The sequence below is a fragment of the Kamptonema formosum PCC 10802 genome (genome assembly GCF_000332335.1).
Taxonomy (GTDB): Bacteria; Cyanobacteriota; Cyanobacteriia; order Cyanobacteriales; family Oscillatoriaceae; genus Oscillatoria.
The window spans coordinates 3,609,386-3,635,849 of sequence record NZ_KB235948.1; the positions used below are offsets into that span (position 1 = coordinate 3,609,386).

General features: G+C 54.8%; 25 protein-coding genes and 2 pseudogenes. 18 read left to right on the forward strand and 9 right to left on the reverse strand.

The window, feature by feature from the left end; translation table 11 throughout:
- Positions 1 to 235: 235 nt before the first annotated feature.
- Positions 236 to 1,888, reverse strand: coding sequence for a DUF6930 domain-containing protein (locus tag OSC10802_RS0115470; RefSeq protein WP_017717678.1), 1,653 nt, complete (start codon positions 1,886 to 1,888; stop codon positions 236 to 238).
- 58 nt (positions 1,889 to 1,946) lie between these two features.
- Positions 1,947 to 2,822: a transposase gene (locus OSC10802_RS0115475; protein ID WP_026098513.1), complete on the reverse strand. Its 876-nt coding sequence runs from the start codon at positions 2,820 to 2,822 to the stop codon at positions 1,947 to 1,949.
- Positions 2,823 to 3,678: 856 nt separating this feature from the next.
- On the opposite strand from OSC10802_RS0115475, the pseudogene OSC10802_RS56505 reads away from it, so the two are divergent.
- From OSC10802_RS56505 to OSC10802_RS0115500, 4 genes and pseudogenes are all read left to right on the forward strand, one after another.
- Positions 3,679 to 3,839 (forward strand): annotated as a pseudogene (locus OSC10802_RS56505) (RNA-guided endonuclease TnpB family protein); the annotation flags it as partial.
- Between the two features lie 21 nt (positions 3,840 to 3,860).
- A complete protein-coding gene (locus tag OSC10802_RS0115485) occupies positions 3,861 to 4,217 on the forward strand; it encodes a HesB/IscA family protein (RefSeq protein WP_017717679.1) in 357 nt (118 codons plus the stop codon).
- A 386-nt stretch (positions 4,218 to 4,603) separates the two neighbouring features.
- Positions 4,604 to 5,026 carry a tetratricopeptide repeat protein gene (locus tag OSC10802_RS0115495; protein WP_017717680.1) on the forward strand — a complete coding sequence of 141 codons (423 nt, stop codon included), beginning with the start codon at positions 4,604 to 4,606 and terminating at the stop codon, positions 5,024 to 5,026.
- 192 nt (positions 5,027 to 5,218) lie between these two features.
- A complete protein-coding gene (locus OSC10802_RS0115500) occupies positions 5,219 to 5,413 on the forward strand; it encodes a hypothetical protein (RefSeq protein WP_017717681.1) in 195 nt (64 codons plus the stop codon).
- Positions 5,414 to 5,986: 573 nt separating this feature from the next.
- Here OSC10802_RS0115500 and thyD read toward each other — a convergent pair.
- Positions 5,987 to 6,913: a thylakoid membrane protein ThyD gene (gene thyD / locus OSC10802_RS0115510; RefSeq protein ID WP_017717683.1), complete on the reverse strand. Its 927-nt coding sequence runs from the start codon at positions 6,911 to 6,913 to the stop codon at positions 5,987 to 5,989.
- 388 nt (positions 6,914 to 7,301) lie between these two features.
- On the opposite strand from thyD, the gene OSC10802_RS0115525 reads away from it, so the two are divergent.
- The 3 genes from OSC10802_RS0115525 to OSC10802_RS0115535 all read left to right on the forward strand — a co-directional run bounded on the left by OSC10802_RS0115525 (position 7,302) and on the right by OSC10802_RS0115535 (position 10,783).
- Positions 7,302 to 8,384: a class I fructose-bisphosphate aldolase gene (locus tag OSC10802_RS0115525; protein ID WP_017717686.1), complete on the forward strand. Its 1,083-nt coding sequence runs from the start codon at positions 7,302 to 7,304 to the stop codon at positions 8,382 to 8,384.
- Between the two features lie 357 nt (positions 8,385 to 8,741).
- Positions 8,742 to 9,908 carry a pyridoxal phosphate-dependent aminotransferase gene (locus tag OSC10802_RS0115530; protein WP_017717687.1) on the forward strand — a complete coding sequence of 389 codons (1,167 nt, stop codon included), beginning with the start codon at positions 8,742 to 8,744 and terminating at the stop codon, positions 9,906 to 9,908.
- 155 nt (positions 9,909 to 10,063) lie between these two features.
- Positions 10,064 to 10,783: a diacylglycerol/polyprenol kinase family protein gene (locus OSC10802_RS0115535; protein WP_232731823.1), complete on the forward strand. Its 720-nt coding sequence runs from the start codon at positions 10,064 to 10,066 to the stop codon at positions 10,781 to 10,783.
- Positions 10,784 to 10,995: 212 nt separating this feature from the next.
- Here OSC10802_RS0115535 and OSC10802_RS52975 read toward each other — a convergent pair whose 3' ends face one another.
- The 3 genes from OSC10802_RS52975 to OSC10802_RS49970 all read right to left on the reverse strand — a co-directional run bounded on the left by OSC10802_RS52975 (position 10,996) and on the right by OSC10802_RS49970 (position 11,869).
- The gene (locus OSC10802_RS52975) at positions 10,996 to 11,145 is read right to left on the reverse strand and encodes a hypothetical protein (RefSeq protein WP_017717689.1); all 150 of its coding nucleotides are present in this window, start codon (positions 11,143 to 11,145) and stop codon (positions 10,996 to 10,998) included.
- Positions 11,146 to 11,282: 137 nt separating this feature from the next.
- A complete protein-coding gene (locus tag OSC10802_RS52980) occupies positions 11,283 to 11,432 on the reverse strand; it encodes a hypothetical protein (RefSeq protein ID WP_017717690.1) in 150 nt (49 codons plus the stop codon).
- A 281-nt stretch (positions 11,433 to 11,713) separates the two neighbouring features.
- Entirely contained in the window at positions 11,714 to 11,869 is a 156-nt protein-coding gene (locus OSC10802_RS49970; protein ID WP_017717691.1) for a hypothetical protein, read from the reverse strand.
- Positions 11,870 to 11,987: 118 nt separating this feature from the next.
- On the opposite strand from OSC10802_RS49970, the gene OSC10802_RS0115550 reads away from it, so the two are divergent.
- The 6 genes from OSC10802_RS0115550 to OSC10802_RS49975 all read left to right on the forward strand — a co-directional run bounded on the left by OSC10802_RS0115550 (position 11,988) and on the right by OSC10802_RS49975 (position 20,752).
- Positions 11,988 to 13,391 (forward strand): nicotinate phosphoribosyltransferase, encoded by a 1,404-nt coding sequence (locus OSC10802_RS0115550; protein ID WP_017717692.1) that lies wholly within the window; start codon positions 11,988 to 11,990, stop codon positions 13,389 to 13,391.
- Between the two features lie 41 nt (positions 13,392 to 13,432).
- Complete coding sequence (locus tag OSC10802_RS0115555) at positions 13,433 to 14,011, forward strand: nicotinate-nucleotide adenylyltransferase (protein ID WP_017717693.1); 579 nt, start codon at positions 13,433 to 13,435, stop codon at positions 14,009 to 14,011.
- A 5-nt stretch (positions 14,012 to 14,016) separates the two neighbouring features.
- Entirely contained in the window at positions 14,017 to 14,781 is a 765-nt protein-coding gene (locus OSC10802_RS0115560) for an NUDIX hydrolase (protein ID WP_017717694.1), read from the forward strand.
- A gap of 129 nt (positions 14,782 to 14,910) precedes the next feature.
- Positions 14,911 to 16,614 (forward strand): NAD+ synthase, encoded by a 1,704-nt coding sequence (locus OSC10802_RS0115565; protein WP_026098516.1) that lies wholly within the window; start codon positions 14,911 to 14,913, stop codon positions 16,612 to 16,614.
- A gap of 924 nt (positions 16,615 to 17,538) precedes the next feature.
- Positions 17,539 to 20,214, forward strand: a complete 2,676-nt coding sequence (locus tag OSC10802_RS0115575) for a WD40 repeat domain-containing serine/threonine protein kinase (protein ID WP_017717697.1) — start codon at positions 17,539 to 17,541, stop codon at positions 20,212 to 20,214.
- On the forward strand, positions 20,177 to 20,752 hold the full coding sequence (locus tag OSC10802_RS49975) for a hypothetical protein (RefSeq protein ID WP_232731689.1): 576 nt from the start codon (positions 20,177 to 20,179) through the stop codon (positions 20,750 to 20,752). Before OSC10802_RS0115575 ends, OSC10802_RS49975 begins: the two co-directional genes overlap by 38 nt.
- Positions 20,753 to 20,908: 156 nt before the next feature.
- On the opposite strand, the gene OSC10802_RS55660 is transcribed toward OSC10802_RS49975, so the two are convergent.
- Positions 20,909 to 21,037, reverse strand: a complete 129-nt coding sequence (locus OSC10802_RS55660; RefSeq protein ID WP_255349142.1) for a hypothetical protein — start codon at positions 21,035 to 21,037, stop codon at positions 20,909 to 20,911.
- Between the two features lie 316 nt (positions 21,038 to 21,353).
- Complete coding sequence (locus OSC10802_RS55665; protein WP_255349143.1) at positions 21,354 to 21,482, reverse strand: hypothetical protein; 129 nt, start codon at positions 21,480 to 21,482, stop codon at positions 21,354 to 21,356.
- Between the two features lie 654 nt (positions 21,483 to 22,136).
- Between OSC10802_RS55665 and OSC10802_RS0115585 the strand changes: the two genes are divergently transcribed.
- On the forward strand, positions 22,137 to 22,370 hold the full coding sequence (locus OSC10802_RS0115585) for an antitoxin (protein ID WP_026098517.1): 234 nt from the start codon (positions 22,137 to 22,139) through the stop codon (positions 22,368 to 22,370).
- A 14-nt stretch (positions 22,371 to 22,384) separates the two neighbouring features.
- Positions 22,385 to 22,768, forward strand: a pseudogene (gene vapC / locus OSC10802_RS56510) (type II toxin-antitoxin system tRNA(fMet)-specific endonuclease VapC).
- A gap of 61 nt (positions 22,769 to 22,829) precedes the next feature.
- Here the strand turns inward: vapC and OSC10802_RS49980 are convergent.
- Entirely contained in the window at positions 22,830 to 22,973 is a 144-nt protein-coding gene (locus OSC10802_RS49980; RefSeq protein ID WP_155967850.1) for a hypothetical protein, read from the reverse strand.
- 787 nt (positions 22,974 to 23,760) lie between these two features.
- On the opposite strand from OSC10802_RS49980, the gene OSC10802_RS0115595 reads away from it, so the two are divergent.
- The 3 genes from OSC10802_RS0115595 (at position 23,761) to OSC10802_RS0115605 (ending at position 26,358) form a co-directional block, all read left to right on the forward strand.
- Positions 23,761 to 24,360 carry a hypothetical protein gene (locus tag OSC10802_RS0115595; RefSeq protein ID WP_017717702.1) on the forward strand — a complete coding sequence of 200 codons (600 nt, stop codon included), beginning with the start codon at positions 23,761 to 23,763 and terminating at the stop codon, positions 24,358 to 24,360.
- Between the two features lie 173 nt (positions 24,361 to 24,533).
- Positions 24,534 to 24,995, forward strand: a complete 462-nt coding sequence (locus OSC10802_RS0115600; RefSeq protein ID WP_017717703.1) for a BON domain-containing protein — start codon at positions 24,534 to 24,536, stop codon at positions 24,993 to 24,995.
- Positions 24,996 to 25,167: 172 nt separating this feature from the next.
- A complete protein-coding gene (locus OSC10802_RS0115605; protein ID WP_017717704.1) occupies positions 25,168 to 26,358 on the forward strand; it encodes a general stress protein in 1,191 nt (396 codons plus the stop codon).
- Positions 26,359 to 26,464 lie beyond the last annotated feature (106 nt).

Genomic DNA, 26,464 nt, shown 5'->3' on the forward strand with positions numbered 1-26,464 from the left:
CCAACTACAAACTTTTGGGCTAAAGCCCAACTACAAACTTTTGGGCTAAAGCCCAACTACAAACTTTTGGGCTAAAGCCCAACTGCAAACTTTTGGGCTAAAGCCCAACTACAAACTTTTGGGCTAAAGCCCAACTACAAACTTTTGGGCTAAAGCCCAACTGCATACTTTTGGGCTAAAGCCCAACTACAAACCTTTGGGCTAAAGCCCAACTACAAACTTTTGGGCTAAATGCCTACTCAAAGTCAAACTGCGGAACCAGGCGCAGCGTACCAATGCCCAACTCTTGGGCAGAAAGGGAGCGCACCTCAAACAGGGCCATCATATCTTTGAGCTTGGGATTGCCCCGACTCGCGCCGGTGAGGCCCTTAGCGATCACCAAACCGCAAAAACCCTTGGTTTTCTTGCAGCGCTGGTCCCACTTTTTGCGAGCGGCGACGTGATCTGGGTCATTCTCGACAAATTCCCCAAACAGGTGCAAGTCCCCGTTGTGGGTCTGCAAAATGCCCAAGTCGTAGTGTTCCTCCTCAAAGGGATCTTCACCCGGATTGAAGCCAATCCCCTTCAGCCCGCCGGCATTTTTCAACTCCTCAATCATCTCTTTTGCCTTGGGGCGCGAAGTTTGAATCAGCACAATCGGCAGCCCATCACCGGCAGCCATCACCTCCGCCGACTGATAGCACTCCACTTCCGTGCGCAGAGATTTCACCGTTTCCCACGGCACCACACCCAAGCTGAGAAAAGCGTCCTTCGGCACCAAGTCATCCCGCAGCAGGGGCTGGTCATCCTCAAAGTCCTCCTCATCTCCCTCAGCCGAGCTCACCATCTCAGACAGTTCCGACTCCACCTCCGGCAGCGTCGCCACCTTCACAGAGATCGTCGGTTGCTTCGTCTCGTCCACCTGAGGCAGGGGAATGCGAAAGCGACTGCTGACGCTGGGAAGCGTCTCGCCTGACAGTTTGCCGCGATGGGCTCGCCAGAAGCGGTGCAAGGCTTCGAGGGCCACCCAAACCGTGACAGCCTCTTCCTCATAGAGAAACGAGCGCAGCCCTTCGAGAGGGTGGAGATTGCCAAATGCCGGCTTAATCTCTGACAGCGGCAGGTCCGCTAAATCAAACTCTTCTTCATCCCCCACCTCTGCGGCTGCTTCATAGCTCAAAAACAGGCAGTCCTGACCGAGAAACGCCTCTTCGAGCTGGTGCATCGATTCATTGGCCAAAACCCGCTGCCGGAACCGCTTCAGGGAATCGAGCGAGCGATACATCAGAACGCCATAATCCACCCCCAGCATCCCCAAAATGCAGACGTACAGGGTGCCGATATCCCACTGGTTGAGCTCTACCGAGAGAATTTGGTGGTCGCCCAGCAAGTCCCAAGGGGCATCGCGCCATATGTCTAGCGCCTTGCTCACCAGAGCTTGAGCGTACTCGGGGGGCAGCTGCGGGGGTTTGGTGGTGACCGCATCCTGGAATCCCCGGAAGATTTCGTCAATCAGGGGCAGATCCGGGACATACTCAATATTGATATCCAAATTCTGGAGGACGCCGCGCAGGTAAAACTGAAGCTCTCGATTTCGCACCACAATTTTTTGCGGTCGGGCCGGCATCGCGGGGCTGTGGGGATGCTCCATCGCCCGCAGCAAGGTGCGAACGATGGCTTCCTGGCCCGTTTCCGGTGTTACCATATCCATCGACCGCACAATTCCTTGCGAACCATCCACCCAAAGAATGCACTCGCCTGGAGCGCCTGCCGGAGCGGAACCCGGCGTTGCCCATTCCGAGGTGGCGGCGTCCTCCGCCGATAGGGCGCGGCGATCTCCCTCCCAGACGCTGGGAATTTGCGGTAATTTTTGCAGGCGGCGGCGGGTAGAGTGATTGAGAGCTGTCATATACTCAGTCAACTGGATGAGAATATTATCATAGTTCAGGTAAATATAAAGTCAAATCTCACTTTTGGCCAGATTTACCTGTTTGTAAGGTTTTACCCTTACTGGCGCAACTACCAGAGCCTCTATCGGATGAGGGACTTTTCCCATTTCCGAATACTTTACTTCCCCGATTGTAAGCGGCATTTACACCGGCATTAATCAGCCCGCCCGCCCCACTCCTGAACAGTCCCCTTTGACTTCGCACCCCCAGGCCGTTCTCTTGCTTTTGGACAGGTTCCCTGTCGCAGCTCGAACACTTGCAGGTGCGCCCCCGCTCTGCCAGCAACACTTCAATCCCTTTTACGGCGCACTTGTCTTGCAGCTGACCAGCGAATTTGTGATGGGGGACGCTCACCAACTTGTGAGGGCTGGCGGTTCCGATGCCGATTTCATCTTTCCACTCCGGACTGTACCTAATCGCCAGCTGACTGACGCTATTTTTAACTCGCTCCTTAACGATAGCTGAGCTAGTTTGAGGGATGAGCCATGCCATCTTCCTATTCTGATTTTCCCACAACCAGAGCCGTTTTTTCGATATTTTTACTCCCTCGGGCAGCTTGGCCCTCAGTTCAGCATTGCGCTGATTTGCGTATTGGTTTACCGGCTTGAGGGCCCGCCCGTCAAAAATCTGAGGGCGCAAGCTAGCTAGGAAGTTTGCTAAAGTTGCCAAGTTGTTTAACCCGATATCTATCGCCGCACAATTTCCCCCTTGAGTTATTTTTGGATCTGCCCTGTTAGCGCCGACAAGTTTTCTGATATATAACCCCAGCTTGGTAACGATTATTATCTCCGATATCTTGCTGACTTTTGCTGGCAGGTAGATATCAGTTAGAGACGGGCGTTCCCTCCCTTTTTTAAAGGCAATTTGACTGACAGCCTGGTTATTGTCTCCCACTGCATCCCTCCCGTCGCTTGTGTTTTCCCCTCGGTTCTCTGTCTCCCATAATTTTAGGGGAGCCGGCGAATTCTTCAGCGGGGTCTTTATAAACTTTCATCGCCGCCCGGTAAGACGGCCAAGCCTGCCCAACTAATTTCAAAGTCCCCTGAGATCCCCCAGCGGGCAAAGCTTTGCAATCAGGGCCTTCTTTCAGACTACTATACACCAGCGTGGCGTCCGTCGCTCTCCCCGCAAAAAAATCTTGCCGGTAAATGTAATTAGCGGCGCTGTAAAGATTTTTTGATAGAAAGCACAGGCAGTCGCATTCTGACCACAATTTGTGGCTTCTACTGATTCTGTGTCGCTCTACAAGCTGCATGGCCACAGGGCAATAGGGTATATATACATTTGTATTCTAGCTGGTGCGCTGGAAATGGAGCGGGGAACCCTGCCTGCCACTGATTATACCTCTTTATATTTAAAATTTAATTAAATCACTTTTGGCAACAAAATGGTGAGTGTGCTTTCGCCGCAGGGCTCCTGGAACTGGACTGGGACTGTAGAGGGCCGTCTTTGGACGCACCGGCTGCCGGCGAGGCGAGGGTGGCAGAACAGGCCCAGCTTTGGGTTGAGGGCGGGCGGGCGAGGGCGCAGCCTCCGACCCCCCCCTGACAGGACAGATAGTTTTTTGCCGGTCGCGGATCGAGAGCCCATCATCTCGACGATCTCGATAAAATAAAAAGGACAAGCCCACGCAGTATGCTTTGATGGCACAAGGAGGCGAAATTTAATCGCCGATTTTCTGGACAAAGCTTAATAATGTGATATAATGCCGACAGAGAATCGAGGACAGCCTTATTCCTAGATAGGTTAAGTTTTCCACTGTCCCAGTTGCGGCTTTACGCGCTTCGCGGGACTGGAATAGCGATGCACGGGATTTTCCTGAAAACTCTGTGGGATAACGCCTGTATCACTTGTAAAGGTGATAGTGCCATCGTTGCATTGTCCGGAGATTCCCGGACAAATGTCGCGTAAATGTATCAGTCACGCCAACCCATGACACAAGCAACTCAGTCTCAAACACGGGGTATCCAGCTCACTGAAGCCGCCCAGCGGCAGATTTTCTCACTGCGGCAGAGCCAAGGAGAGGATCTCTGCCTGCGGGTGGGAGTGCGCCAAGGTGGCTGCTCCGGGATGTCCTACATGATGGATTTTGAGAGCCTCAGCAATGTCAGGCCCGATGATGAGGTCTTCGACTACGATGGCTTCAAGGTTGTCTGCGATCGCCGCAGCATTCTTTACCTGTACGGTCTGGTTCTCGACTACAGCAATGCCATGATAGGCGGCGGCTTCCAGTTCACCAACCCCAACGCCTCTCAAACTTGTGGCTGCGGCAAGTCGTTTTCTGCCTGATCTGACCCCCGGCAGCCGGGCGTGAGTCTTTTTCCCCCCTCGGGGAACTTCCACAGCCCGATCTTAACGTGTGACTTCAACCGGACTTACCGCTATTTATTGGTTTCGCCGCAGGCAGGCCCCGCCTGCCTTTTAATTTTTTGCCAATTTACCACACAGGCCATTTTACGGTTTCCGGTTAATTACTCTCAAAATTTCCCGCCAGCGTCAGAGGCGATCGTCCCTGGGGCGTCCGACTGGGGAGGGATTTTGGACGGGAAAACAACTGTGGCGCAGACCGCCTTTGCGCCGGTCGGGCAATCCCAGAAACCGGGTTTCTGGCAGGTACTTCATCCAACTGAAAACCGCTATAATCCTAGCCGACCTTTTCAGCGTCTACCCACCCTATGACTCAAACACCTGAAGACCTTTTCTCCACAGGCATTGAACGCTACAAAGCCGGTGAGGGGCCTTCCACCCTGATTCCGGTTTTCAAAGAAATCTGCGAGCGAGCCCCAAAAAATAGCAGCGCTTGGACTTGTTTAGCTTGGCTGTACCTGCTGGACAGCAAGCCCGCGCCGGCCTGCAAAGCGGCCCAGAAAGCCGTCAAGTGGAATGGCCAAGATCCTCAAGCGCGAGTCAACCTCGCCGTGGCCATGATCGACAGTGGCCAAAAGGGAGTGCGCCAGCACATTGAAATCGCCCAGCAGATCCTCCTAGTCTCCCCCGAATTGCGGGAAGAAGTCTTAGAAAATATTAAAGACGGATTAACCAGAAAACCCGACTGGCAGAGCTTGCAGCGGGTGCAAGCCTGGCTCTTGGAAGCGTAAGTGTTTATAACTACCCAGTTTCCGCCGGCCCCTGAAGGCTAACGGTGCAGTTGTATAAAATTCTTTACAAAATTTTATACAACTTTATGATAAAAAGCTAACATCTAATGATAAGATTTTGTGAACACAAGCATTAGCGATTCCTCGATCTTGTCATTCGAGGCACTAGGAAACTACAGGAGTTAGGAGAGTATGTCTGCAAACAACGTTGGGATCAAGCCCGAAACCCGCAATCACAAAGGGTTCTTCATACAGGAGGGTTCCTACAAGCTAATGAAGATCGATGAGTCCGGCTGGGCCCTGATCTGTGTCGATGATGCGGTCTGCCACTATGTAGACCCGGATAACCTGCAAATGCCCAGCGAACCAGGCAAGGATCTCGATTGAGCCAAAAGTTATAAATGTTAAATACCTTTGCATGAATGGCTGTGCCTGCCTTAGGCGCAGCCTAATTTTTTTTCAGGAGAAGGGAATAGGTATTTTTACATCCCGGCACGGGGAGAGCAGGATTTAATCCTGGATTCTTGACGCAAAGCAGTAGGACACGGTATAATGAGATAGGTCAGTCGCGAAAAAATAGCGTTAGCGAACCGTGCCGACCGCTCGACTTGAAAATAGTGTTTGATTTCCGATCCGCCTTTGAGACTTCCGACACGGTTGCCAAGCGAAACAGGAAATTGAGCTTAAAGCAGCTGTCATCGGGGCTGAGCGTGAAAGCGCTCTGGGTTTAAGCAGGTGCCAAAACACCGACCTGAAACATTCCCGAAATAGTGCTTTCGGGAGCTTCCCGAAAGCGAGTGCGGGATAACGCCTCTGCCGCCTTTATGGGCGATAGTGCCCTCCGTCACATTGTCCGGGAATGCCCGGAATAATGTCGCGTAAATGTATCAGTCTCCATTTCTGGGAGCAAGTTCAAAAGAGGTGGCTGCACTCGGGTGCAGCCACTTTTTTTGAAGCTTCCTAACCAGACGTTAAAATTTGTTGCAAAGCTTGCTTAACAGTTGAATATTTATACTCAAAACCAGACGCTAAAGTCCGTTTGGGCAAGACTTGCTGGCCCGCCAGCACCACTTGGGCGGCATCTCCCAAAAGCGCTTCCAAGGCAAAACCGGGCACCGGCAGCCAAGAGGGCCGGTTGATCACTTCCCCCAAAACCTGGCAGAACTCAGCCATGCGGACCGGGTTGGGAGCCGTAGCATTGTAAACCCCCTGCATCTCAGGTTGGGCCAGAGCGCGCAAAATCAGGTTCACCAGGTCATCCCGGTGAATCCAGGAGAACCACTGGCGACCACTTCCCAACGGTCCGCCGGCAAACAGCTTAAACGGAAGCAGCATTTTCCCCAAAGCCCCACCCATCCCCAGAACAATGCCGGTGCGCACAATCACCAGTCGGGTGCCGGTCTGCTTTACTTTTTCCGCCTCCGCCTCCCAAACTTGACAGACTTGAGCCAGAAAATCCTTACCGGCAGGACTCATCTCATCAAAAGTCGCGGTTTCGCTCGTCCCGTAGTACCCAATCGCCGAAGCACTCACCAGCACAGACGGCTTCGGATTCGCCCCAGCCATCGCCGCCACAATATTTTCAGTGCCCAGCTTGCGGCTGTCCAGAATTTCTTGCTTGCGTGCCGGTGTCCAGCGCTCCTCCGCTATCGGGGCACCGGCAAGATTCACCATCCCATCGCACCCCGCAAGCGACTGCTGCCAAGACCCCGACCCTGCCGGCGTCAAGGCCACAACGTCCAGATTCGGGAACGCCTGCGCCGGAAACACTCGCCGCGCCCGCTCTGGATTTCGGGTCAGGACCACGATTTGATCACCCTGCTCGCGCAACCGCTCCACCAAGCGACTGCCGACAAATCCTGTTGCGCCAGTGATGGCTACCTTCATAACGCCATTCCCCAACTTCGCTTAACACTTCTTAACCATCCTAAGCTGTTTCTGCCTTTTTGACAGCCGGCCCCAGAAACCCGGTTTCTTAAAGAAACCGGGGTTCTCAACAGGCAGCACCTGAAAAAAATATTAAGCCCCTATTCCCCTGTTGCCGTTACCCATTCAATTGCGTCAAGCTGGAAAAAGCAGGCAGCGCCTGCAGCCGGAAAAAATCGCAGACTCTTCCTTCCCGAACTGCAGCCCAGAAATGCCGGCGCTGAAGTGGAGCCAAAAGCTTCCTAACTAAAAAAGCGAGCCAGCAGCCAACTTAATCAGCGCCCGAATCCGCCGCAGCTCCAGAAAAAAACCCAAGCAGCCTGCTACTAAAATAGTGAGGGAAATTGCCATGACAACTGCTCTACACCGGCCCACAACTATCGAGTCAATTCTGGGTGCCGAAGCCGAAGACCTTCTCACTTACAGAGCCAAAGTTTCCAAAGAGCTGCTGCACCTGCCCGGACCCGATTTTCTTCACCGGGTTTGGGCTGGCAGCGACCGCTCCCCCCAAGTGCTGCGCAGCCTCCAGCAGCTTTACTCCACAGGGCGTCTGGCTGGCACCGGCTATCTTTCCATCCTGCCGGTAGACCAGGGGATTGAACACTCTGCCGGCGCTTCCTTCGCCCCCAACCCCATCTATTTCGATCCCGAAAACATCATTAAACTAGCAATCGAAGGCGGCTGCAATGCCGTAGCCACCACCTTAGGCGTCCTGGGCAGCGTTTCCCGCAAATACGCGCACAAAATCCCCTTTATCGCCAAAATCAATCACAACGAACTGCTCACCCACCCCAACAGTTATGACCAGGTAATGTTCGCCACCGTCGAACAAGCGTGGAATTTGGGAGCCGTTGCGGTGGGCGCGACAATTTACTTTGGCTCGCCAGAATCTGCACGCCAGATTCAAGAAGTAAGCCAAGCTTTCGCGCAGGCGCACAAGCTGGGCATGGCGACCATCCTCTGGTGCTACCTGCGCAACAGCGCTTTCAAACAGGACAGAGACTATCACGTTGCGGCGGATCTCACCGGCCAAGCCAACCACCTGGGCGTCACCATTGAGGCCGACATTATAAAGCAAAAACTGCCAGAATGCAACAATGGTTACGGAGCAGTTTCCCAAGCTGCCGGCAAGAAATACGGCATGACCCACGACCGGGTTTACTCGGACTTGACCTCAGACCATCCCATTGACTTAACCCGCTATCAAGTGCTCAATTGCTATTGCGGGCGTGCCGGTTTAATTAACTCCGGCGGCGCTGCAGGCATTAACGACTTTGCCGAAGCGGTGCGCACGGCAGTTATCAACAAGCGTGCCGGTGGCACCGGCTTGATTTCAGGGCGCAAGACCTTCCAGCGTCCCTTTGAAGAAGGCGTCAAACTCTTCCACGCTATCCAGGATGTTTACCTTTCGCCAGAGGTGACCGTCGCCTGAGGCGGCGACAAGAACGCCCCGCACCCTCTGTTTGCCAGCCTGCCGCTGGCACACATCTTGGGCGCGGGCCACAGGGTGGAACTCTTTGGCCACTCTTTGGGTGCGCTCCCTATCCCACCGGCACCGATGGAGGTTGCTTCCAGAGGGAACGCACCCGGCACCCCAGCGCTAAGCGCCAACAGCATTCGCCCGCGCCATCACAGGAATGTGGGTGGCTTCCTTATTTGAGTGATAAACTGGGTGCCCGCAGCACGGCACTCGAGCAAGAGTGAAGAGAAAGTGAAAAAACCGAGCCCTCCCGGCATCGTGTGGGATAGTCGGAAACGATAGAGAATTGCCGCAGTGGAGCAATTGAGCATGAAACTGGCAGCACGAGTTGGTCAGGTGACACCTTCCTTAACACTGGCGATTGACGCCAAGGCCAAGGCGATGAAAGCCTCGGGCATCGATATTTGCAGTTTCAGCGCCGGCGAACCGGATTTTGACACGCCGGCGCACATCAAAGACGCCGCCAAGCAGGCGCTGGATGCTGGCAAGACCAAATATGGCCCAGCTGCCGGTGAGCTGAAGCTGCGAGAAGCCATCGCCCACAAGCTGAAAGCCGACAACAACCTGGACTACGCAGCTGATAGCATCATCGTCACCAATGGCGGCAAACATTCTCTGTACAACCTGATGGTGGCGCTGCTCAATCCGGGGGATGAAGTGATTATACCGGCACCCTACTGGCTGAGCTATCCGGAAATGGTGACGCTAGCCGGTGGCGTGTCGGCGATCGCGCCCACCGACGAGACGACTGGGTACAAAATCACGCCGGACCAGCTGCGAAAAGCCTGCACTCCGCAGACGCGGCTGTTTGTCCTCAACTCGCCTTCCAACCCCACCGGCATGGTGTACACGCCCGATGAGATTCGGGCTTTAGCCGAAGTTGTGGTGGAGAAAGATATCCTCGTAGTCGCCGACGAAATTTACGAGAAAATTCTCTACGACGGCGCTGAACACCTCAGCATTGGCTCTGCCGGCAAAGAAATCTTCGAGCGCACGATCGTCAGCAACGGATTCGCCAAAGCTTATTCGATGACCGGCTGGCGTCTGGGCTATTTGGCCGGGCCGAAAGATTTGATTAAAGCCACCGTCACCCTGCAAAGCCACAGTACCTCCAATGTCTGCACCTTTGCCCAGTATGGCGCAATCGCGGCACTGGAAGGCCCGCAAGATTCTGTGGAAGAAATGCGCCAAGCTTTTGCCAAACGCCGGGAAGTTATGTTAGAATTGCTAAACTCCATTCCCGGAGTGTACTGCCCGAAACCAGACGGCGCTTTCTACATGTTTCCCAATATCAGCAAGACGGGTCTGAAATCGCGGGAGTTCTGTGAGGGTTTGCTGGAATCTCAGCAGGTGGCAGCGGTTCCAGGGATTGCCTTCGGTGCGGACGACTGCATCCGCTTGTCCTACGCGACAGATATGGCTACCATCGAGAAGGGCATGGCGCGATTGGAGGCGTTTGTGCGCTCGCGGATGTAGCGGCAAAAGGGCTGTTAAATTAATTCTATAGCGGTTCTCAGTTGGATGAACTATGGCCAAGAAACCCGGTTTCTTTAAGAAACCGGGTTTCTCAGTACCTGACTAATCTGAGAGACGCTATAAATAGAATACAGTGATAGGTAGAGTTGTACTTTATTACTGTCATCGTGTCCTTACTTACTGCAGTGCCTCCGCCAGCATCAGTCCCAGCTTTGTGGCTCCAGCTGACAGTCGTTGGAATCTGGGTGGGTGCGATATTGCTCCTAGCGGAGTCGTTACACCACTATGCCTCGGTCGATTTCGAGATTACGCGCAAGATAGTCCACATTGGCACCGGCAACGTCATCTTGCTAGCTTGGTGGCTGCAAATACCGGCATGGGTGGGGATTGGGGCGGCGGTTTTATCGAGTGCGGTGGCGCTTTTGTCCTACCGGTTTCCCATCTTACCGGGTGTCAACAGCGTTGGACGCCAGAGCTTTGGGACGTTTTTCTATGCCGTCAGCATCGGGGTGCTGGTGGCCTGGTTTTGGCCACTGCAACAGCCCCAGTATGCTGCTATCGGGATTTTGGTGATGACTTGGGGGGATGGGTTAGCCGCTCTGATTGGCCAGCGCTTTGGCCGGCACCCCTACGAGGTCTGGGGGAGCAAAAAGAGCTGGGAAGGCTCTCTGACAATGGCTCTCGTCAGCTTTGCAGTCTGTTGCTCGATTCTGCTCGCGGTGGGGGGCAATGTTTCGGCCACTTGGCTGGTGCCGGTGGCTGTGGCTTTTGCCGCCACCGGCTTGGAAGCTTTTTCCTGGTTTGGAATTGACAATCTCACGGTGCCTTTGGGCAGTGCGGCGGTGGCTTTTTTCTTAAATCAATTCCTGCTATAAGTTTTGCCGGCTGCTTTGGGATTTGCGGGAAACAGGAATTTCTCAAAGCGCCGGCAGCGTCAGCCGTCGCCAGAAACCCGGTTTCTCAAAGAAACCGGGTTTCTGCGCTATAGAAGCCGGTGACTTTGTAGCAAAACACATGCGCCGGCATGGAAAGGCCATGCCGGCGCAGGAATGAACTCTCGACTGTCAAAATGCTTTTCTACCTTGTGTCAATCTGTCCAATGCCGTTCCTTGTTGGCTTCTCCTTCAAAAGGTTGAACTCCGACTTCCGGATATTTATCGTCGCTGGGGCTGAAGAGGCGACCGGCGGCTGCCATCACATACTTCATGGCGTCTTCAACTGATTTCGGAAGATTCATAAACGCTCTCCTAAACGCTGGGATTCTCTGGGTTCATCACTCTTGCAATTATTGTAAGCTTGCTGGGAGTGACTTTTGTGAAATCTACATAATTTGATAAGATTCTTCCCTACAACCGGCTGCTTTTCAACCGGGCGTCAATCTGCCCAATGCCGTTCCTTGTTGGGCTCTCCTTCAAAAGGTTGAACCCCGACTTCCGGGTATTTATCGTCGCTGGGGCTGAAGATGCGACCGGCGGCTGCCATCACATACTGCATGGTGTCTTCAACGACTTTCGGAAGATTCATACACGCTCTCCTAAACTCTCGGACTCTCAGGGTTCATCACCCCTTGCTATTATTCTAAGCTTGCCGGGAGTGACTTGGCAAAAAACTACATAATTCGATAAGATTCTCCCCCGGAACGGGCTTGTTATTAAGAAAAGTTCATCTTACTTTACAGGCTGTTACTTTTCGCCGTAAATGTTAAAAAAAGTAAGGAAAAGAAGGAAGCGCTGCTCTCTCCATCTCCGCACCCCCCCTCTCCCCTGCAGCTTTTGATGCCGGCTATAATCGGCTTGCCTGTTTCGTCAGAGAGGACGCCGCGTTGGGGTGCTGGCACAGGACTCATTCATCCCGCCCACCGCTAAAGCCTTCCGCCGGCTGCCGCCGCTGCACTTGCCGCACCGGCTTTTTTTGTAGGACTTCCCATAAACGCTGGGAGAGCGAGTTGAGGTTTGGGCCATAAAGCCCTCGCTAAAGCAGCTCACAACTAAAATTTATAAAACTTTATAAAATTAAACCGCCTAATTTTGGTAAACTTCACTATAATAGGAAAAAGGGATCTCGCTGGGGAGCTGGTTGATGAGCACTGCTACTGACTGGAACAGTCCGCACGCTGACAATCTTCAGGATATGGGGAGGAGAGAGAGCGCCGATCTGGGGCTCTACCCTGAGGATTACAGTCTCCTGACCGATCTGTACCAGCTGACTATGGCCGCCTGCTACACCGGCGAAGGGTTAGAGGATCGCAGAGCCAGCTTTGAGCTGTTTGTGCGCCGGCTGCCAGACAACTTTGGCTATTTGATTGCGATGGGCTTGGCGCAGGCGCTGGACTACCTGGAGCAATTCCACTTCTGTGCTGACCAGATTGCGGCGCTGCAGGCGACGGGGATTTTTACCGAAGCCCCAGAGCGCTTTTGGACACTGCTGGAAAAGGGGCGCTTCACCGGCGATGTTTGGGCGGTGCAGGAGGGAGTTGCGGTTTTCCCCAACGAGCCGCTGCTGCGCGTGGAAGCGCCGCTATGGCAGGCTCAGCTGGTGGAAACCTACCTGCTGAACGCCCTCAACTACCAAACCTTAATCGCCACGCGAGCCGCCCGCCTGCGGGATGTGGCCGGCCCAGGGGCGACGCTGCTGGAATTCGGGACGCGGCGCGCTTTTAGCCCGCAGGCGTCTCTGTGGGCGGCAAGGGCGGCACTGGCGGCGGGACTGGACGCCACCTCAAATGTCCTGGCGGCCATGAAATTGGGGCGCAAGCCGGCGGGGACAATGGCCCATTCGCTGGTGATGGCCCTAACGGCAACCTCTGGCAGTGAGGGGCAGGCATTTCGGGCCTTCCACCACTACTTCCCCGGTGGCCCGCTATTGATTGACACCTACGATACCATTGAGGCGGCTCGTATGCTGGCCCAGCGGCTGCAAGCTGGGGAAATTGAGCTGCGGGGGGTGCGGCTGGATTCTGGGGATTTGGTGAAGCTGTCTCAGGAAGTGCGAGCCCTGCTGCCGGGGGTGCCGATTTTGGCCAGTGGGGATTTGGATGAGTGGGAAATTAGCAGGTTGCTGGGTGCCGGTGCCTGCATCGACGGCTATGGACTGGGAACCAAACTGGTGACAGGACAGCCGGTGAATGGGGTTTACAAACTGGTGGAACTCGATGGCATGCCGGTGATGAAGCAGTCTGCCGGCAAGGTGAGCTATCCGGGGCGCAAGCAGATATTTCGCCAGAAAGACCGGCAGCAGGCGGTAGGCGACCGGCTGGGACTGGCCACAGAAGAGGCGGGTGCCGGTGAGCCGCTGCTGCAGCTGGTGTTCAAACAAGGAAAGCGGGTGCAGCCGCCTGAACCGCTGGAGGCGATCGCAGAGCGCACCGCAGCCTCCGTGGCCAGCCTGCCTTATGAGACTCGCCAGCTGGTGAGCCCGGCGCAGCTGCCGGTGGAACTCTCTGCCGAGTTGCGGGCGCTGGCGCAACAAACGCAAAGTCAGTAGCCAGCTGTCAGCTGTGCGCTGGCACATCCTTCTTTAGAACGATGCTCAAGATTGCTCTATTTGGTACGAGTGCCGATCCGCCAACGGTCGGCCATCAAAAGATTCTCAGCTGGCTGTCCCAACACTTTGACTCCGTGGCAGTCTGGGCGTCGGACAATCCTTTTAAGTCTGGGCAGACGCCGCTGGAACATCGAGAGCGAATGCTGCGGTTGCTGATTGACGATATTTCGCCCCACCGGCACAACATCGCCGTCTGCCCAGAACTGAGCCACCGCAGGACTGTGACATCGGTGGAGCGAGCCCGCCAGCGCTGGCCACAAGGGGATTTTACCCTGGTCATCGGTTCCGACTTGGTGGAGCAGCTGCCCCAGTGGTATCGCGCTGAGGAGCTGTTGCGGCAAGTTAAACTGCTGGTTGTGCCCCGGCGGGGATATCTCATAGAAGAGGCCGGCATTGAGAAGCTGAGGCAGATGGGCGCTGATCTGCGGGTGGCGCAGCTGAGCCCACCGGCAGTCTCCTCCACCGCTTATCGTGAGAGTAGAGACACGGAAGCGCTGACGCCGCCGGTTGAGGCATACATTCATCGGGAGCATTTGTACGCATGTCAGGACGCGACCTAAACAAAATGGCAGCGCCGGTGGACAAACCAGGGCCAACATCAGGTTGCCGGGGGCGAGCGCAAGGTTCGCCCCGGCTCGCAGATTTCAAAGTTGGGGTTGATAATGTCATTTTCTCAGTCGATACCGCACAGAACCGCTTGCTGGTGCTGTTGGTGATGCGGCAGGATGACCCGTTTTTGGGGCAGTGGAGTTTGCCGGGAACGCTAGTGCGCCAGGGGGAATCTCTCGAAGACGCCGCCTACCGGATTTTGGCTGAGAAAATTAGGGTGCAAAACCTCTATTTGGAGCAATTATACACTTTTGGGGGGCCGGGTCGCGACCCCAGAGAGTCTCCAGAAAGCTTCGGGGTTCGCTACCTTTCGGTGAGCTATTTCGCTCTGGTGCGGTTTGAGGAAGCGGAATTGATTGCTGGGCGTCTGGCGGGAATTACCTGGTATTCTCTGGAGAGAGTGCCGCAATTGGCTTTTGACCACAACCAGATTTTGGAGTATGGCTACCGGCGTTTGCGCAATAAGCTGGAGTACAGCCCGGTTGCGTTTGAGGTGCTGCCTGAGGTGTTTACATTGAGCGATCTATATCAACTTTATACCACAATTTTGGGGGAGAACTTTTCGGATTATTCTAATTTTAGGACTCGCCTGTTGAAGCTGGGGTTCCTGAAGGATACGGGGGTGAAGGTTTCGCGGGGGGCGGGACGACCGGCATCGCTTTACAAGTTTGATGCGGGGGCGTTTGCGCGGGTGAAGGATAAGCCTTTTGTGTTTATTTAAATGCCAATTTGTGTGGTATAATTGAGGGGTGTTGGTGGGGAGTAGGGGTTTTTTGAACCGCCATAGACGCGCCAGCGGCTTCCCGTAGGGTAGACGCAGAGGACACCAAGAAAGAAAGGAGGATGTATTATGAAGATTGGTATGGCACAATTGAATCCGACGGTTGGGGATTTGGTGGGGAATGCGGAGCGGATTTTGGCGGCGGCGCGTGGGGCGGCTGAGGGGGGCTGCCGGTTGCTGCTGACTCCGGAGCTGTCTCTGTGCGGGTATCCGCCGCGAGATTTGCTGTTGGCTCCGAGTTTTGTTGAGGGGATGTGGGCTGTTTTGGAGGGGCTGGCGCGGGATTTGCCGGCTTCTCTTGCGGTGTTGGTGGGTGCGGTGGACCGGAATCTGGAGGCGCACACTACGGGGGGGAAGGCGCTGTTTAATAGTATGGTTTGGCTGGAGAATGGGGGGGTGCAGCAGGTATTTCACAAGCGGCTGTTGCCGACTTATGATGTGTTTGATGAGCACCGCTATTTTGAGCCGGGGGGAGAGAGCAATTTGCTGGTTTTGGATGGGGTGCGGATTGGGGTGACTATCTGTGAGGATTTGTGGAATGATGAGGAGTTTTGGGGGAAGCGCAGCTATGCGGTTAATCCGATTGCTGATTTGGCTGAGTTAGGGGTGGATTTGCTTGTCAATTTGTCGGCTTCGCCTTATACTGTAGGTAAGCAGCGGTTGCGGGAGGCGATGCTGGATCATGCGGCGGGGCGTTATGGGCTGCCGGTGATTTATGTGAATCAGGTGGGGGGAAATGATGACCTGATTTTTGATGGCTGCAGTGTGGCGTTGAATCGTGCCGGTGAGGTGGTTTGCCGTGCCGGTGCGTTTGAGTCGGATTTTGCGGTGCTGGATTTTGATGAGGGAAAGGGGGATTTGCTGAAAACTGCGCCGGTGGTTCGTTTGAGCGAGAGTGAGGATGAGGAAATTTGGTCGGCGCTGGTGTTGGGGGTGCGCGATTATATGCGCAAGTGCGGTTTTTCTAAGGTGGTTCTGGGGCTGAGTGGGGGTGTGGATTCGTCGCTGGTGGCGGCGATTGCTGTTGAGGCGGTGGGGCGAGATAATGTGCTGGGTGTTCTGATGCCTTCGCCTTACAGTTCGGATCATTCGGTGACGGATGCGCTGGCGCTGGCGAAAAATCTGGGGATTCAGACTCAGGTGCTGCCGATTGGGGGGTTGATGGAGGAGTATGATAAGTCTCTGGGGGATTTGTTCGCCGGCACGTCTTTTGGTTTGGCGGAGGAGAATATTCAATCGCGGATTCGCGGGAATTTGTTAATGGCGGTGTCGAATAAGTTTGGGCATTTGCTGATTTCCACCGGCAACAAGTCGGAGATGGCGGTTGGGTACTGCACGCTGTATGGGGATATGAATGGGGGGTTGGCGGCGATTGCGGATGTGCCGAAGATGCGGGTTTATTCGATTTGCCGGTGGCTGAATGAGCGGGGGAAGGGTGAGGGAGAAGTGATTCCGGAGAGTGTGCTGGTGAAGGCTCCTAGCGCTGAGCTGAAACCGGGGCAATTCGACCAGGATTCGCTGCCGCCTTATGAGGTTTTGGATGATATTTTGGCTCGGATGATTCACCATCGGGAATCGCCGGCGCAAATTGTGGCTGCTGGGCACGATGCGGCGGTGGTTGAGCGGGTGGTGAAGTTGGTGACTCGTGCGGAGTTTAAGCGCCGGCAAGCGCCGCCGGGGTTGAAGGTGACGGATCGGGCTTTTGGTACGGGTTGGCGGATGCCAATTGCGAGCCGGCGGAGTCAGCCGAGTTTGAAGGTTGGGGAGGGGTGATAGGGATTTTGGATTTTGGATTTTGGATTTTGGATTTTGGATTTTGGATTTTGGATTTTGGATTATTGCTAGGTTCCTGGCGATTGGAAATCGCGGCTATACAAACGAAGTCCGCCTTCGCGGACTTCAGAAATGCTGGATTTCCCTCGTTCCCAGGCAGAGCCTGGGAACGCCACCCAGGAGGCTCTGCCTCCTTCCAAGAGACAAGCAGTATTTATTGGTTTCCTGGCGATTAGCTAGGTTCCAGGCGATTGGAAATCGCGGCTATACAAACGAAGTCCGCCTTCGCGGACTTCAGAAATGCTGGATTTCCCTCGTTCCCAGGCAGAGCCTGGGAACGCCACCCAGGAGGCTCTGCCTCCTTCCAAGAGACAGTCCGATTAAAATTATAACAGCTTTGGATTATTGGTAGGTTCTGGGAGGAGGAAAAACTGCGCAGATTGTGAGAGTCTCGTTCTATTCTTAGCCCGCGTTGGGCGAAGCCCTTCCCGCAGGGTAGGCGGGCTTTGTCTGTATAGCCGCGATTTCTAATCGCCAGGAATCTGGCTAATCGCCGAGGAACCGCTCTACTCTTAGCCCGGGAAGGTGGACTTCAGAAATCCTGGACTTTCCCTCGTTCCCAGGATCTGCCTGGGAATGCAACCCAGGAGGAGCTGCCTCCTTCCAAAAGACAAGCAGCATTTATTGGTTTTCTGGCGATTAGCTAGGTTCCTGGCGATTGGAAATCGCGGCTATACAAACGAAGCCCGCCTACCCTGCGGGAAGGGCTTCGCCCAACGCGGGCTAGAAGAAGAGTGAATTCCCCTCGCTCGCAGGCTCTGCCTCCTTCCAAGAGACAAGCAGCATTATTAGCCTACAAGGGTATTGCCAAATGTCACCCCCGCATTTACAATCCAAATAGTCCCACTGTCAATCCCCACAACTATGCGGTGCCTGAAATGCCATCTGGACGGAATCCCTCTCAATGCAGAAATTTGCCCCAACTGCCAGGTGCATTTGCCTTCCCTGCTGCGAGATGTCCTGCCACCCAGCACCCGCTTGGATAGCGGCGCTTATGAAATAGATTACGCTTTGGGGCGGGGCGGATTTGGCATGACTTACCGCGCTCGCCACACTCGGTTGCAAAATGTGGTGGCAATTAAGGAATACTATCCTTTTGCGTGGGCGGTGCGCAACCACAACACCTGGGAGTTGAATGTGCCGCGTGCGGATGAAGACGCTTACCAGCGCGGGAAGGAGCGGTTCCTGCGGGAAGGCCAGATTTTGGCGAGACTGAATCACCCTAATGTGGTGTCGGTGCGCGATTTGTTTGAGGAGAGAAACACCGCCTATCTGGTGATGGAACTGATAAGTGGTAGCACCCTGCGGCAAGAGTTAGACGCGCAACCGGCAAATAAATTGCCGGCGCGACGGATTGCGGAAATCATGGGGCAATTGGTGCCTGCTTTGGAAGCGGTTCACAAGGCGGGGCTGTGCCATCTGGATATCAAACCCCAGAATATCATGCTGACGCCAGAAGGGCGAGTGGTGCTGGTGGATTTTGGGGCGGCGAAACAAATATCGAGTCCGTCTCGCAAAAGTTCCACCACCCGGATATTTACCGAAGAATACGCCGCGCCGGAAATTCGCCTCCGCAAGCCGGTGGGGCCGGAAAGTGATATCTTTGAATTGGGGATGACGCTGCACGAAATGCTCGTTGGTGAGCTTCCCGATCCGGGTGTGAGTCGGATGTTCCTAGAGGACACTTGGACGCCGGCAGGTTTCGAGGAACCTTGGCGGAGTCTGCTGAGTGCGGCGCTGCGCGTCAAAAAAGAGGAACGCCCCACAAGTGTGCGGGAATGGTGGGAGAGTGCGATCCCCCCCCAACCCCCTGTTAAAAAGGGGGGGCTTTCAGTTGCGCCCCTTCCTAAGGGGGGGCTAGCGGAGGATCTCAGGGGTTATTTCACTCTCCCACAACTTCCGCAGCAGGGAATGGTGCGGCGACTGGGGCGGGGAGAGATTAATAATGTGATTCCCCTGAATCAGGAGTTGGTGCTGGTGTGTGCCGGTGGGGGTGCGGCACTATTTAATATGAGCAGTGGTAAAGCGCTGTGGGAGATAGACTGTCCTGCCAGTTGCGGCACTTTGAGTCCTGATGGCACTCTGCTAGCATTAGGTGGGGAGCGAGATATCTATTTGTGGGATTTGCGCAGCGGGCAATTCTTGCGACAGCTTTCTGGACATGGGAATTCTGTGTGCAGCGTCGCCTTCTCCCCAGATGGCAAAATTCTGGCGTCGGGGATCTCGGATAAAACCGTGCGACTGTGGGATGTGGCAACAGGGAGTCAACTGCGACAGCTTTCTGGACATGGGAACTCGGTGAATAGCGTCGCCTTCTCCCCAGATGGCAAAATTCTGGCGTCGGTGAGTGGGGATAATACCGTGCGACTGTGGGATGTGGCAACAGGGAGAGAACTGCGACTGCTTTCTGGACATGGGAATTCGGTGTACAGCGTCGCCTTCTCCCCAGATGGCACAATTCTGGCGTCGGGGAACTCGGATGAAACCGTGCGACTGTGGGATGTCGCAACAGGGAGTGAACTGCGACAGCTTTCTGGACATAAGAGTTTGGTGTGGAGCGTCGCCTTCTCCCCAAATGGCAAAATTCTGGCGTCGGGGAGTGATGATAATACCGTGCGGCTGTGGGATGTGGCAACAGGGAGTGAACTGCGACAGCTTTCTGGACATGGGAACCCGGTGAATAGCGTCGCCTTCTCCCCAGATGGCAAAATTCTGGCGTCGGGGAGTTTTGACAATACCGTGCGGCTGTGGAATGTGGCAACAGGGAGTGAACTGCGACAGCTTTCTGGACATGGGAACCCGGTGAATAGCGTCGCCTTCTCCCCAGATGGCAAAATTCTGGCGTCGGGGAGTGGGAGTATTTTGTATACAGATAATACCGTGCGACTGTGGGATGTGGCAACAGGGAGTGAACTGCGACAGCTTTCTGGACATGAGAGTTGGGAGAGCAGCGTCGCTTTCTCCCCAGATGGCAAAATTCTGGCATCGGGGAGCTACGATAAAACCGTGCGACTGTGGGATGTGGCAACAGGGAGTGAAGTGCGACAGCTTTCTGGACATGGTTATTCGGTGTGCAGCGTCGCCTTCTCCCCAGATGGCAAAATTCTGGCGTCGGGGAGCGATGATAAAACCGTGCGACTGTGGGATGTCGCAACAGGGAGTGAATTGCGACAGCTTTCTGGACGTGGGAATCAGGTGAAGAGCGTCGCCTTCTCCCCAGATGGCACAATTCTGGCGTCGGGGAGTAAGGATGAAACCGTGCGACTGTGGGATGTGGCAACAGGGAGAGAACTGCGACTGCTTTCTGGACATGGGATTTGGGTGAACAGCGTCGCCTTCTCCCCAGATGGCAAAATTCTGGCGTCGGGGAGTTCGGATAAAACCGTGCGACTGTGGGATGTGACAACAGGGAGTCAACTGCGACAGCTTTCTGAACATGGGAATTCGGTCTTGAGCGTCGCCTTCTCCCCAGATGGCAAAATTCTGGCGTCGGGGAGTTGGAATGGTGTGGTGCGGTTGTGGGCGGTTGGCGGATTTTGAACCGCACGAATGGTTGTGTGATTCGCCTCGCTGCGTGTGGGGGTTGCACCGGCACTCTCGCCGCGCCAAAAGGCGCTCCACAAGATTTGGGCGCTCGGCGCGAGGGAATATCTTGGATGTTGCGGTTGGGTGCGTTCCGCATTACACCTTTGTGCGGGAATTCTCGCGGTGCCGGGGCGGGTTTACCAATCTATTTCGCTGTCTGGAAAATCCCTTTGGCTTGCCCCGCCCCTACAAGATGCCGGCATATATCCTAAATCAACCCGCCCCCACACGCAAGCCGGCATCTCTTTGCCACCGCAACCCAAAAGATAAACGCTTCACGTTTGAGTGCCGGTGTGTGCCGGTGAGTGCCGGTTGTAGTTGGGCTTTAGCCCCACCGGCGACCTTATATGCGCGCACCTTTTCCATTATTCATATAGTAACACAACTCCTGCCAATTGCAAGGGGTTTTGGGAAAAATTTTGAGACGATTTTTACTGGTGGAGGCGGAGCCTCCAGGGGGCGTTCCCAGGCGGAGCCTGGGAACGAGAGATAGCTGCGCAACCAGAGAAACCGCGCAGATTTTGAGAGTCTCGCTCCACTCTTAGCCCGCGTAGGCGGGCTTCGTTTGTGTAGCCGCGATTTCCAATCGCCAGGAACCTGGCCAACTAGCCAGAGGTCTAACCCCCCGTTAATTCGCCAACAATCTCTTTCAATCGCCGGCATCTCTTTGCCACCGCAACCCAAAGGATAAACGCTTCACATTTGAGTGCCGGTGAGTGCCGGTGTGTGCCGGTTGTAGTTGGGCTTTAGCCCCACCCCTGACCTTATATGCGCGCACCTTTTCCATTATTCATATACTAACACAACTGCTGCCGGTGGCAAGAGGTTTTGGGAAAAATTTTGAGACGATTTTTACTGGAGGAGGCGGAGCCTCCAGGGGGCGTTCCCAGGCGGAGCCTGGGAACGAGAGATAGCTGCGCAACCAGAGAAACCGCGCAGATTTTGAGAGTCTCGCTCCACTCTTAGCCCGCGTTGGGCGAAGCCCTTCCCGAAGGGTAGGCGGGCTTTGTTTGTATAGCCGCGATTTCCAATCGCCAGGAACCTGGCCAACTAGCCAGAGGTCTAACCCCCCGTTAATTCGCCAACAATCTCTTTCAATCGCCGGCATCTCTTTGCCACCGCAACCCAAAGGATAAACGCTTCACCTTTGAGTGCCGGTGAGTGCCGGTGAGTGCCGGTTGTAGTTGGGCTTTAGCCCCACCGGCGACCTTATATGCGCGCACCTTTTCCATTCTTCATATACTAACACCACTCCTGGCAATTGCAAGGGGTTTTGGGAAAAATTTTTGACAGGATTTTGGCTGGAGGAGGCGGAGCCTCCAGGGGGCGTTCCCAGGCGGAGCCTGGGAACGAGAGATAGCTGCGCAACCAGAGAAACCGCGCAGATTTTGAGAGTCTCGCTCCACTCTTAGCCCGCGTTGGGCGAAGCCCTTCCCGAAGGGTAGGCGGGCTTTGTTTGTATAGCCGCGATTTCCAATCGCCAGGAACCTGGCCAACTAGCCAGAGGTCTAACCCCCCGTTAATTCGCCAACAGTCTCTTGAAATCGCCGGCATCTCTTTGCCACCGCGCCCCAAGGATAAATGCTTCACGTTTGAGTGCCGGTGAGCCGTTTGTAGTTGGGCTTTAGCCCCACCGGCGACCTTATATGCGCGCACCTTTTCCATTCTTCTTATAGTAACACAACTGCTGCCGGTGGCAAGGGGTTTTGGGAAAAATTTTTGAGAGGATTTTGGCTGGAGGAGGCGGAGCCTCCAAAGGGGCGTCTCCCATAAGGAGCCTGCGAAGATCGCTTAAGCGACACCCAGACGCGGCTCCTGACCCTCTAAATATGCTACAATACTAAAACATAGGGCAATCCACCTCAGGAGTTGGAATCATGAATACTGCTAGAGTTCTGATGTATGAAAACAGTCAAGCAGTCATTTTACCAGAAGACTGCCAAGTTACGGGTGAGGAAGTTTATATCAAAAAAGTGGGCGGCGCTCTTGTCCTCATTCCTAAAGACAGTCCTTGGCAGTCTCTGTTTGACAGTTTAAGCCTCTTCTCGGAAGACTTCATGGACACGAGAGAGCAGCCACCCATCCAAACTAGAGAGGAACTGGTTGAATGAGATTTTTACTCGATATGAATACCTGCATTTACATTATCAAGAGAAGGCCGGCCCAGGTATTCGATAAGTTTCAGGCGCTGCTCCCGTCGGATGTAGGAATTTCATCAATCACCCTAGCTGAATTGGAATACGGCATTCATAAAAGTCTGCGCCGAGAACAAAATCGAGCGGCACTCAATCAATTTCTAATTCCTTTGTAAGTTGTGCCCTTTAACGAGACAGCAGCTCAGATTTACAGTGAGCTAAGAGGCTCTCTTGAACAAAAAGGTACAGTCATTAGGTCGATGGATATGCTAATAGCAGCCCACGCCATAAGTCTTGATGTTACCTTAGTGACCAATAATCTGAGAGAATTCTCACGGATTCCGAACTTAGTTTTAGAAAATTGGGCGGAATGATGGCACACCGATAAAAGCGCGAGGAGCGACGCCCCTACAAGATGCCGGCATATATCCTAAATCAACCCGCCCCCACACGCCCGCCGGCATCTTTTTGCCACCGCGCCCCCAAGGATAAACGCTTCATGTTTGAGTGCCGGTGAGTGCCGGTGTGTGCCGTTTGTAGTTGGGCTTTAGGCCCACCGGCGACCTTATATGCGCGCACCTTTTCCATTCTTCATATAGTAACACAACTCCTGGCAATTGCAAGGGGTTTTGGGAAAAATTTTTGAGAGGATTTTGGCAGGAGGAGGCGGAGCCTCCAGGGGGCGCTTCCAGGCTCCGCCTGGGAACGAGAGATAGCTGCGCAACGAGAGAAACCGCGCAGATTTTGAGAGTCTCGCTCCACTCTTAGCCCGCGTAGGCGGGCTTCGTTTGTGTAGCCGCGATTTCAATCGCCGGGATCTATTTGTCACCGCGACAAAAAGGATAAACGCTTCATGTTTGAGTGCCGGTGAGTGCCGGTGAGCCAGTTCTAGTTGGGCTTTAGCCCCCGTTTGTAGTTGGGCTTTAGCCCCACCCATGACCTTATATGCGCGCACCTTTTCCATTATTCATATAATAACACAACTGCTGGCAATTGCAAGGGGTTTTGGGAAAAATTTTTGAGAGGATTTTTGCAGGAGGAGGCGGAGCCTCCAAAGGGGCGCTCCCAGCCTGAGCCTGGGAACGAGAGAGGGTTTGTAGTTGGGCTTTAGCCCCACGGTTTGTAGTTGGGCTTTAGCCCCACGGTTTGTAGGAATGCCCTAACTCATGTCGCTAGCGCTAGATCCCTCAATTTCATCAAAAAAATCCAGCCTTATTAGAGCGTTACCCTGCCTCCCTCCCTCTCTCTACCGGTAGAAAGCAAAGTTACACCTGTGGGGTGAGGAACGCTCCAGACAAAATTCTTATGCTTTCTTATAGGTGACTAACCTTGTACCAAATATTTGCGCTGTGCGGACGGACGAACAATGGCACTAAATCAACACAAACGCGCTGTAGGCATATTTCCCAGCATCGAGGACGCCACTCTGGGGCTGACGGAGCTGCAAGCGGCTGGCTTTCCGATGGAGAGGGTTTCGGTGATTGCCAGAGACGCCGACGACGAGGATGAAATTGCCGGCGCTCGAGTGCGTGCCGGCAGGGGCAATCAAGCCGACGAAGGTGCGGAGGCGGGTGCGTTTGCCGGCGGCACCCTGGGAACGGTTGCCGGCTTGCTCGTGGGTTTGGGTTTAATGTCAATTCCGGGCATCGGGCCAATCGTGCTGGGAGGCGCTGCCGCAACTGCCCTGGCCACAACCCTGGCCGGCAGCGCCATTGGCACCGCCGCCGGTGGGTTAGTTGGCGGTTTGGTTGGTTTGGGAATCCCCGAAGATCGCGCCCGAGTTTATTCCGAGGGCGTGTCGCGCGGTGAATATGTCGTGATGGTTGAGGGTGCAGAAGAAGAGATAAATCTGGCCAACCGGATTCTCAGCGAGCGCGGGATTCAGGAGTGGGGCGTCTTTGAAGGCTCCAGAGGCGAGCCGGCCACCGCTGCCACTGCTGGGCCGGTCGAGCGCCGGCACCCTTAACAGAAGCCTGGCCGGCTGAAATCATATAGCGTTTCTCATCGCAGTCAGGTGCTGAGAAACCCGGTTTCTTAAAGAAACCGGGTTTCTGGGGCGCACTCAACTGTGAGCCGCTAGCTCCCCTCAACTCAACTAGCGCGTAACTTATTTCTTTTGCTGAACGGAGAAGGAAAAAAATGAACAGGCTAACCGCATTTCTACTCAGCAGTGTTTTAGTTGTTGGCGCTGCAGCTTGCAGTGAAGTTTCTAAGACGAGCGCTAACGCTCCTGATTCCCCGAACGCCAACGTGCGAGCGCCAGATGCCGAGACGGCTCAGAAAAACCAGGCTGACGCTACTAGCGACGTTCGCCGGGCGCAAGCCAATGCTGATATTCGGGCGCGCGAGCAGCGGAACAATATCGGGGGCAACCCGCTAGAAAGAGCCGATGACGATCTCGCTAGCGAGGTTCGCAGCAAGTTGGAGGTCAACCTGCCCGCTTCTTCTCTAGCTGTTAAGTCAGAAAAGGGAATTGTCACCATCTCCGGAACGGTTCCCAATCAGACGCAGCTGGCTAGAATTGAGACTTTGGCAAAGGAGATTAAAGGGGTCAAGGGCGTAAAAGTTCAGGCCACCGTTGCGCCGGCAAAACCCAAGTAGGGCAACAAAAAAAGTCAATAGCTCTCAAGTAACATTTTTTTGCGAGCGGGGGGCACCAAGGATACCCCGCTCGACGGATGAATTCGCCTGCAAAAAGTGCCTAAATGGAAGCAAGAGAAAAAACGGAGTCGTGCAGTTTCAACTCTAGTTTATACAGTTGAGGGAGCAAGAAATGACTTTCATTCAATACAGACGCGCGGTGGGTGTTTTTCCCAACTACCAGCAGGCAGAAAGTGCCCTCACCGAGCTGAGGAATTCTGGCTTTCCGATGGATCGAGTTTCCCTGGTCGCCAAGGATACAGACCGGCGCGATGTGGCCGGCGTTGGGGTGAGCGACCGTCCGGGACATGCAGCTGCCGAGGGCGCTAAAGCCGGTGCCGTTACCGGTGGGGTTGTGGGAGGTCTGGTGGGCTTGATCGGAAGCTTGACTGCGCTGACGGTTCCGGGAGTCGGGCCGGTGGTGGCAGGAGGGACTTTAGCCACTATTTTGGGCGACACTCTGGTGGGCGGTGCGATTGGTGCCGCAACGGGTGGCCTGATTGGCGCATTAGTGGGCCTGGGGATTCCAGAAGAGCGAGCCAGAGTTTACAACGAGCGCGTGTCCAGAGGGGATTATTTGGTGATGGTGGAAGGCACGGAAGAAGAAATCCGCCGCGCCCACAGCATTCTTCAGCATCGGGGCATTCAAGAATGGGGGATCTATGACGCGACAGCCGGCGATCCCCGCACTCGCCAGCATCGCGCCCTGGGGGTCTTCACCACTCGCTCGGAAACAGAAGCCGCCCTTCAGCAGCTCAGAGATGCCGGTTTCCCGATGAACAAAGTTTCTGTGATCGCACGGGACCCTGACCGGGACGATGAAATCGCCGGCGTTAATGTCAAAGATCCCGTGGGCAACAAGGCGGACGAAGGCGCAGCCACCGGCGCAGTTACGGGTGGCGCTCTCGGCGGCATCACCGGCTTGCTGGTCGGTCTGGGCGCACTGGCGATTCCGGGCATCGGGCCAATTATGCTAGCCGGTGCTGGGGCCACCGCTCTGGCCACTACCCTGGCCGGCACCGCCATTGGTGCCGCCGCCGGCGGTCTGATCGGTGCCCTGGTTGGCATGGGCATTCCCGAAGACCGAGCCCGCATCTACAGCGATCGCGTGGCGCGGGGCGATTATCTGGTGATGGTGGATGGCACGGAAGAAGAGATCCGCCGCGCGGAAAACATTCTTGCCGGTCGGGGCATTCAAGAGTGGGGTGTCTACGACCGCCCAACTACCGAAATCCACCGCACCGATTATGTCGCTCCCGGCACAACCCACACCACCGGCACCCGCACTGACGTTCGCACCGGCGGCGGTTTGAACTTGCCGTAATCCAAGCTCTCTGCGGAACCTCAAGAAACCAGGTTTGTTTAAGAAACCTGGTTTCTGGTCAGGGCGGTGTTAGGATGAATTATACCGGCCTGCTGAGAAGCTCTGC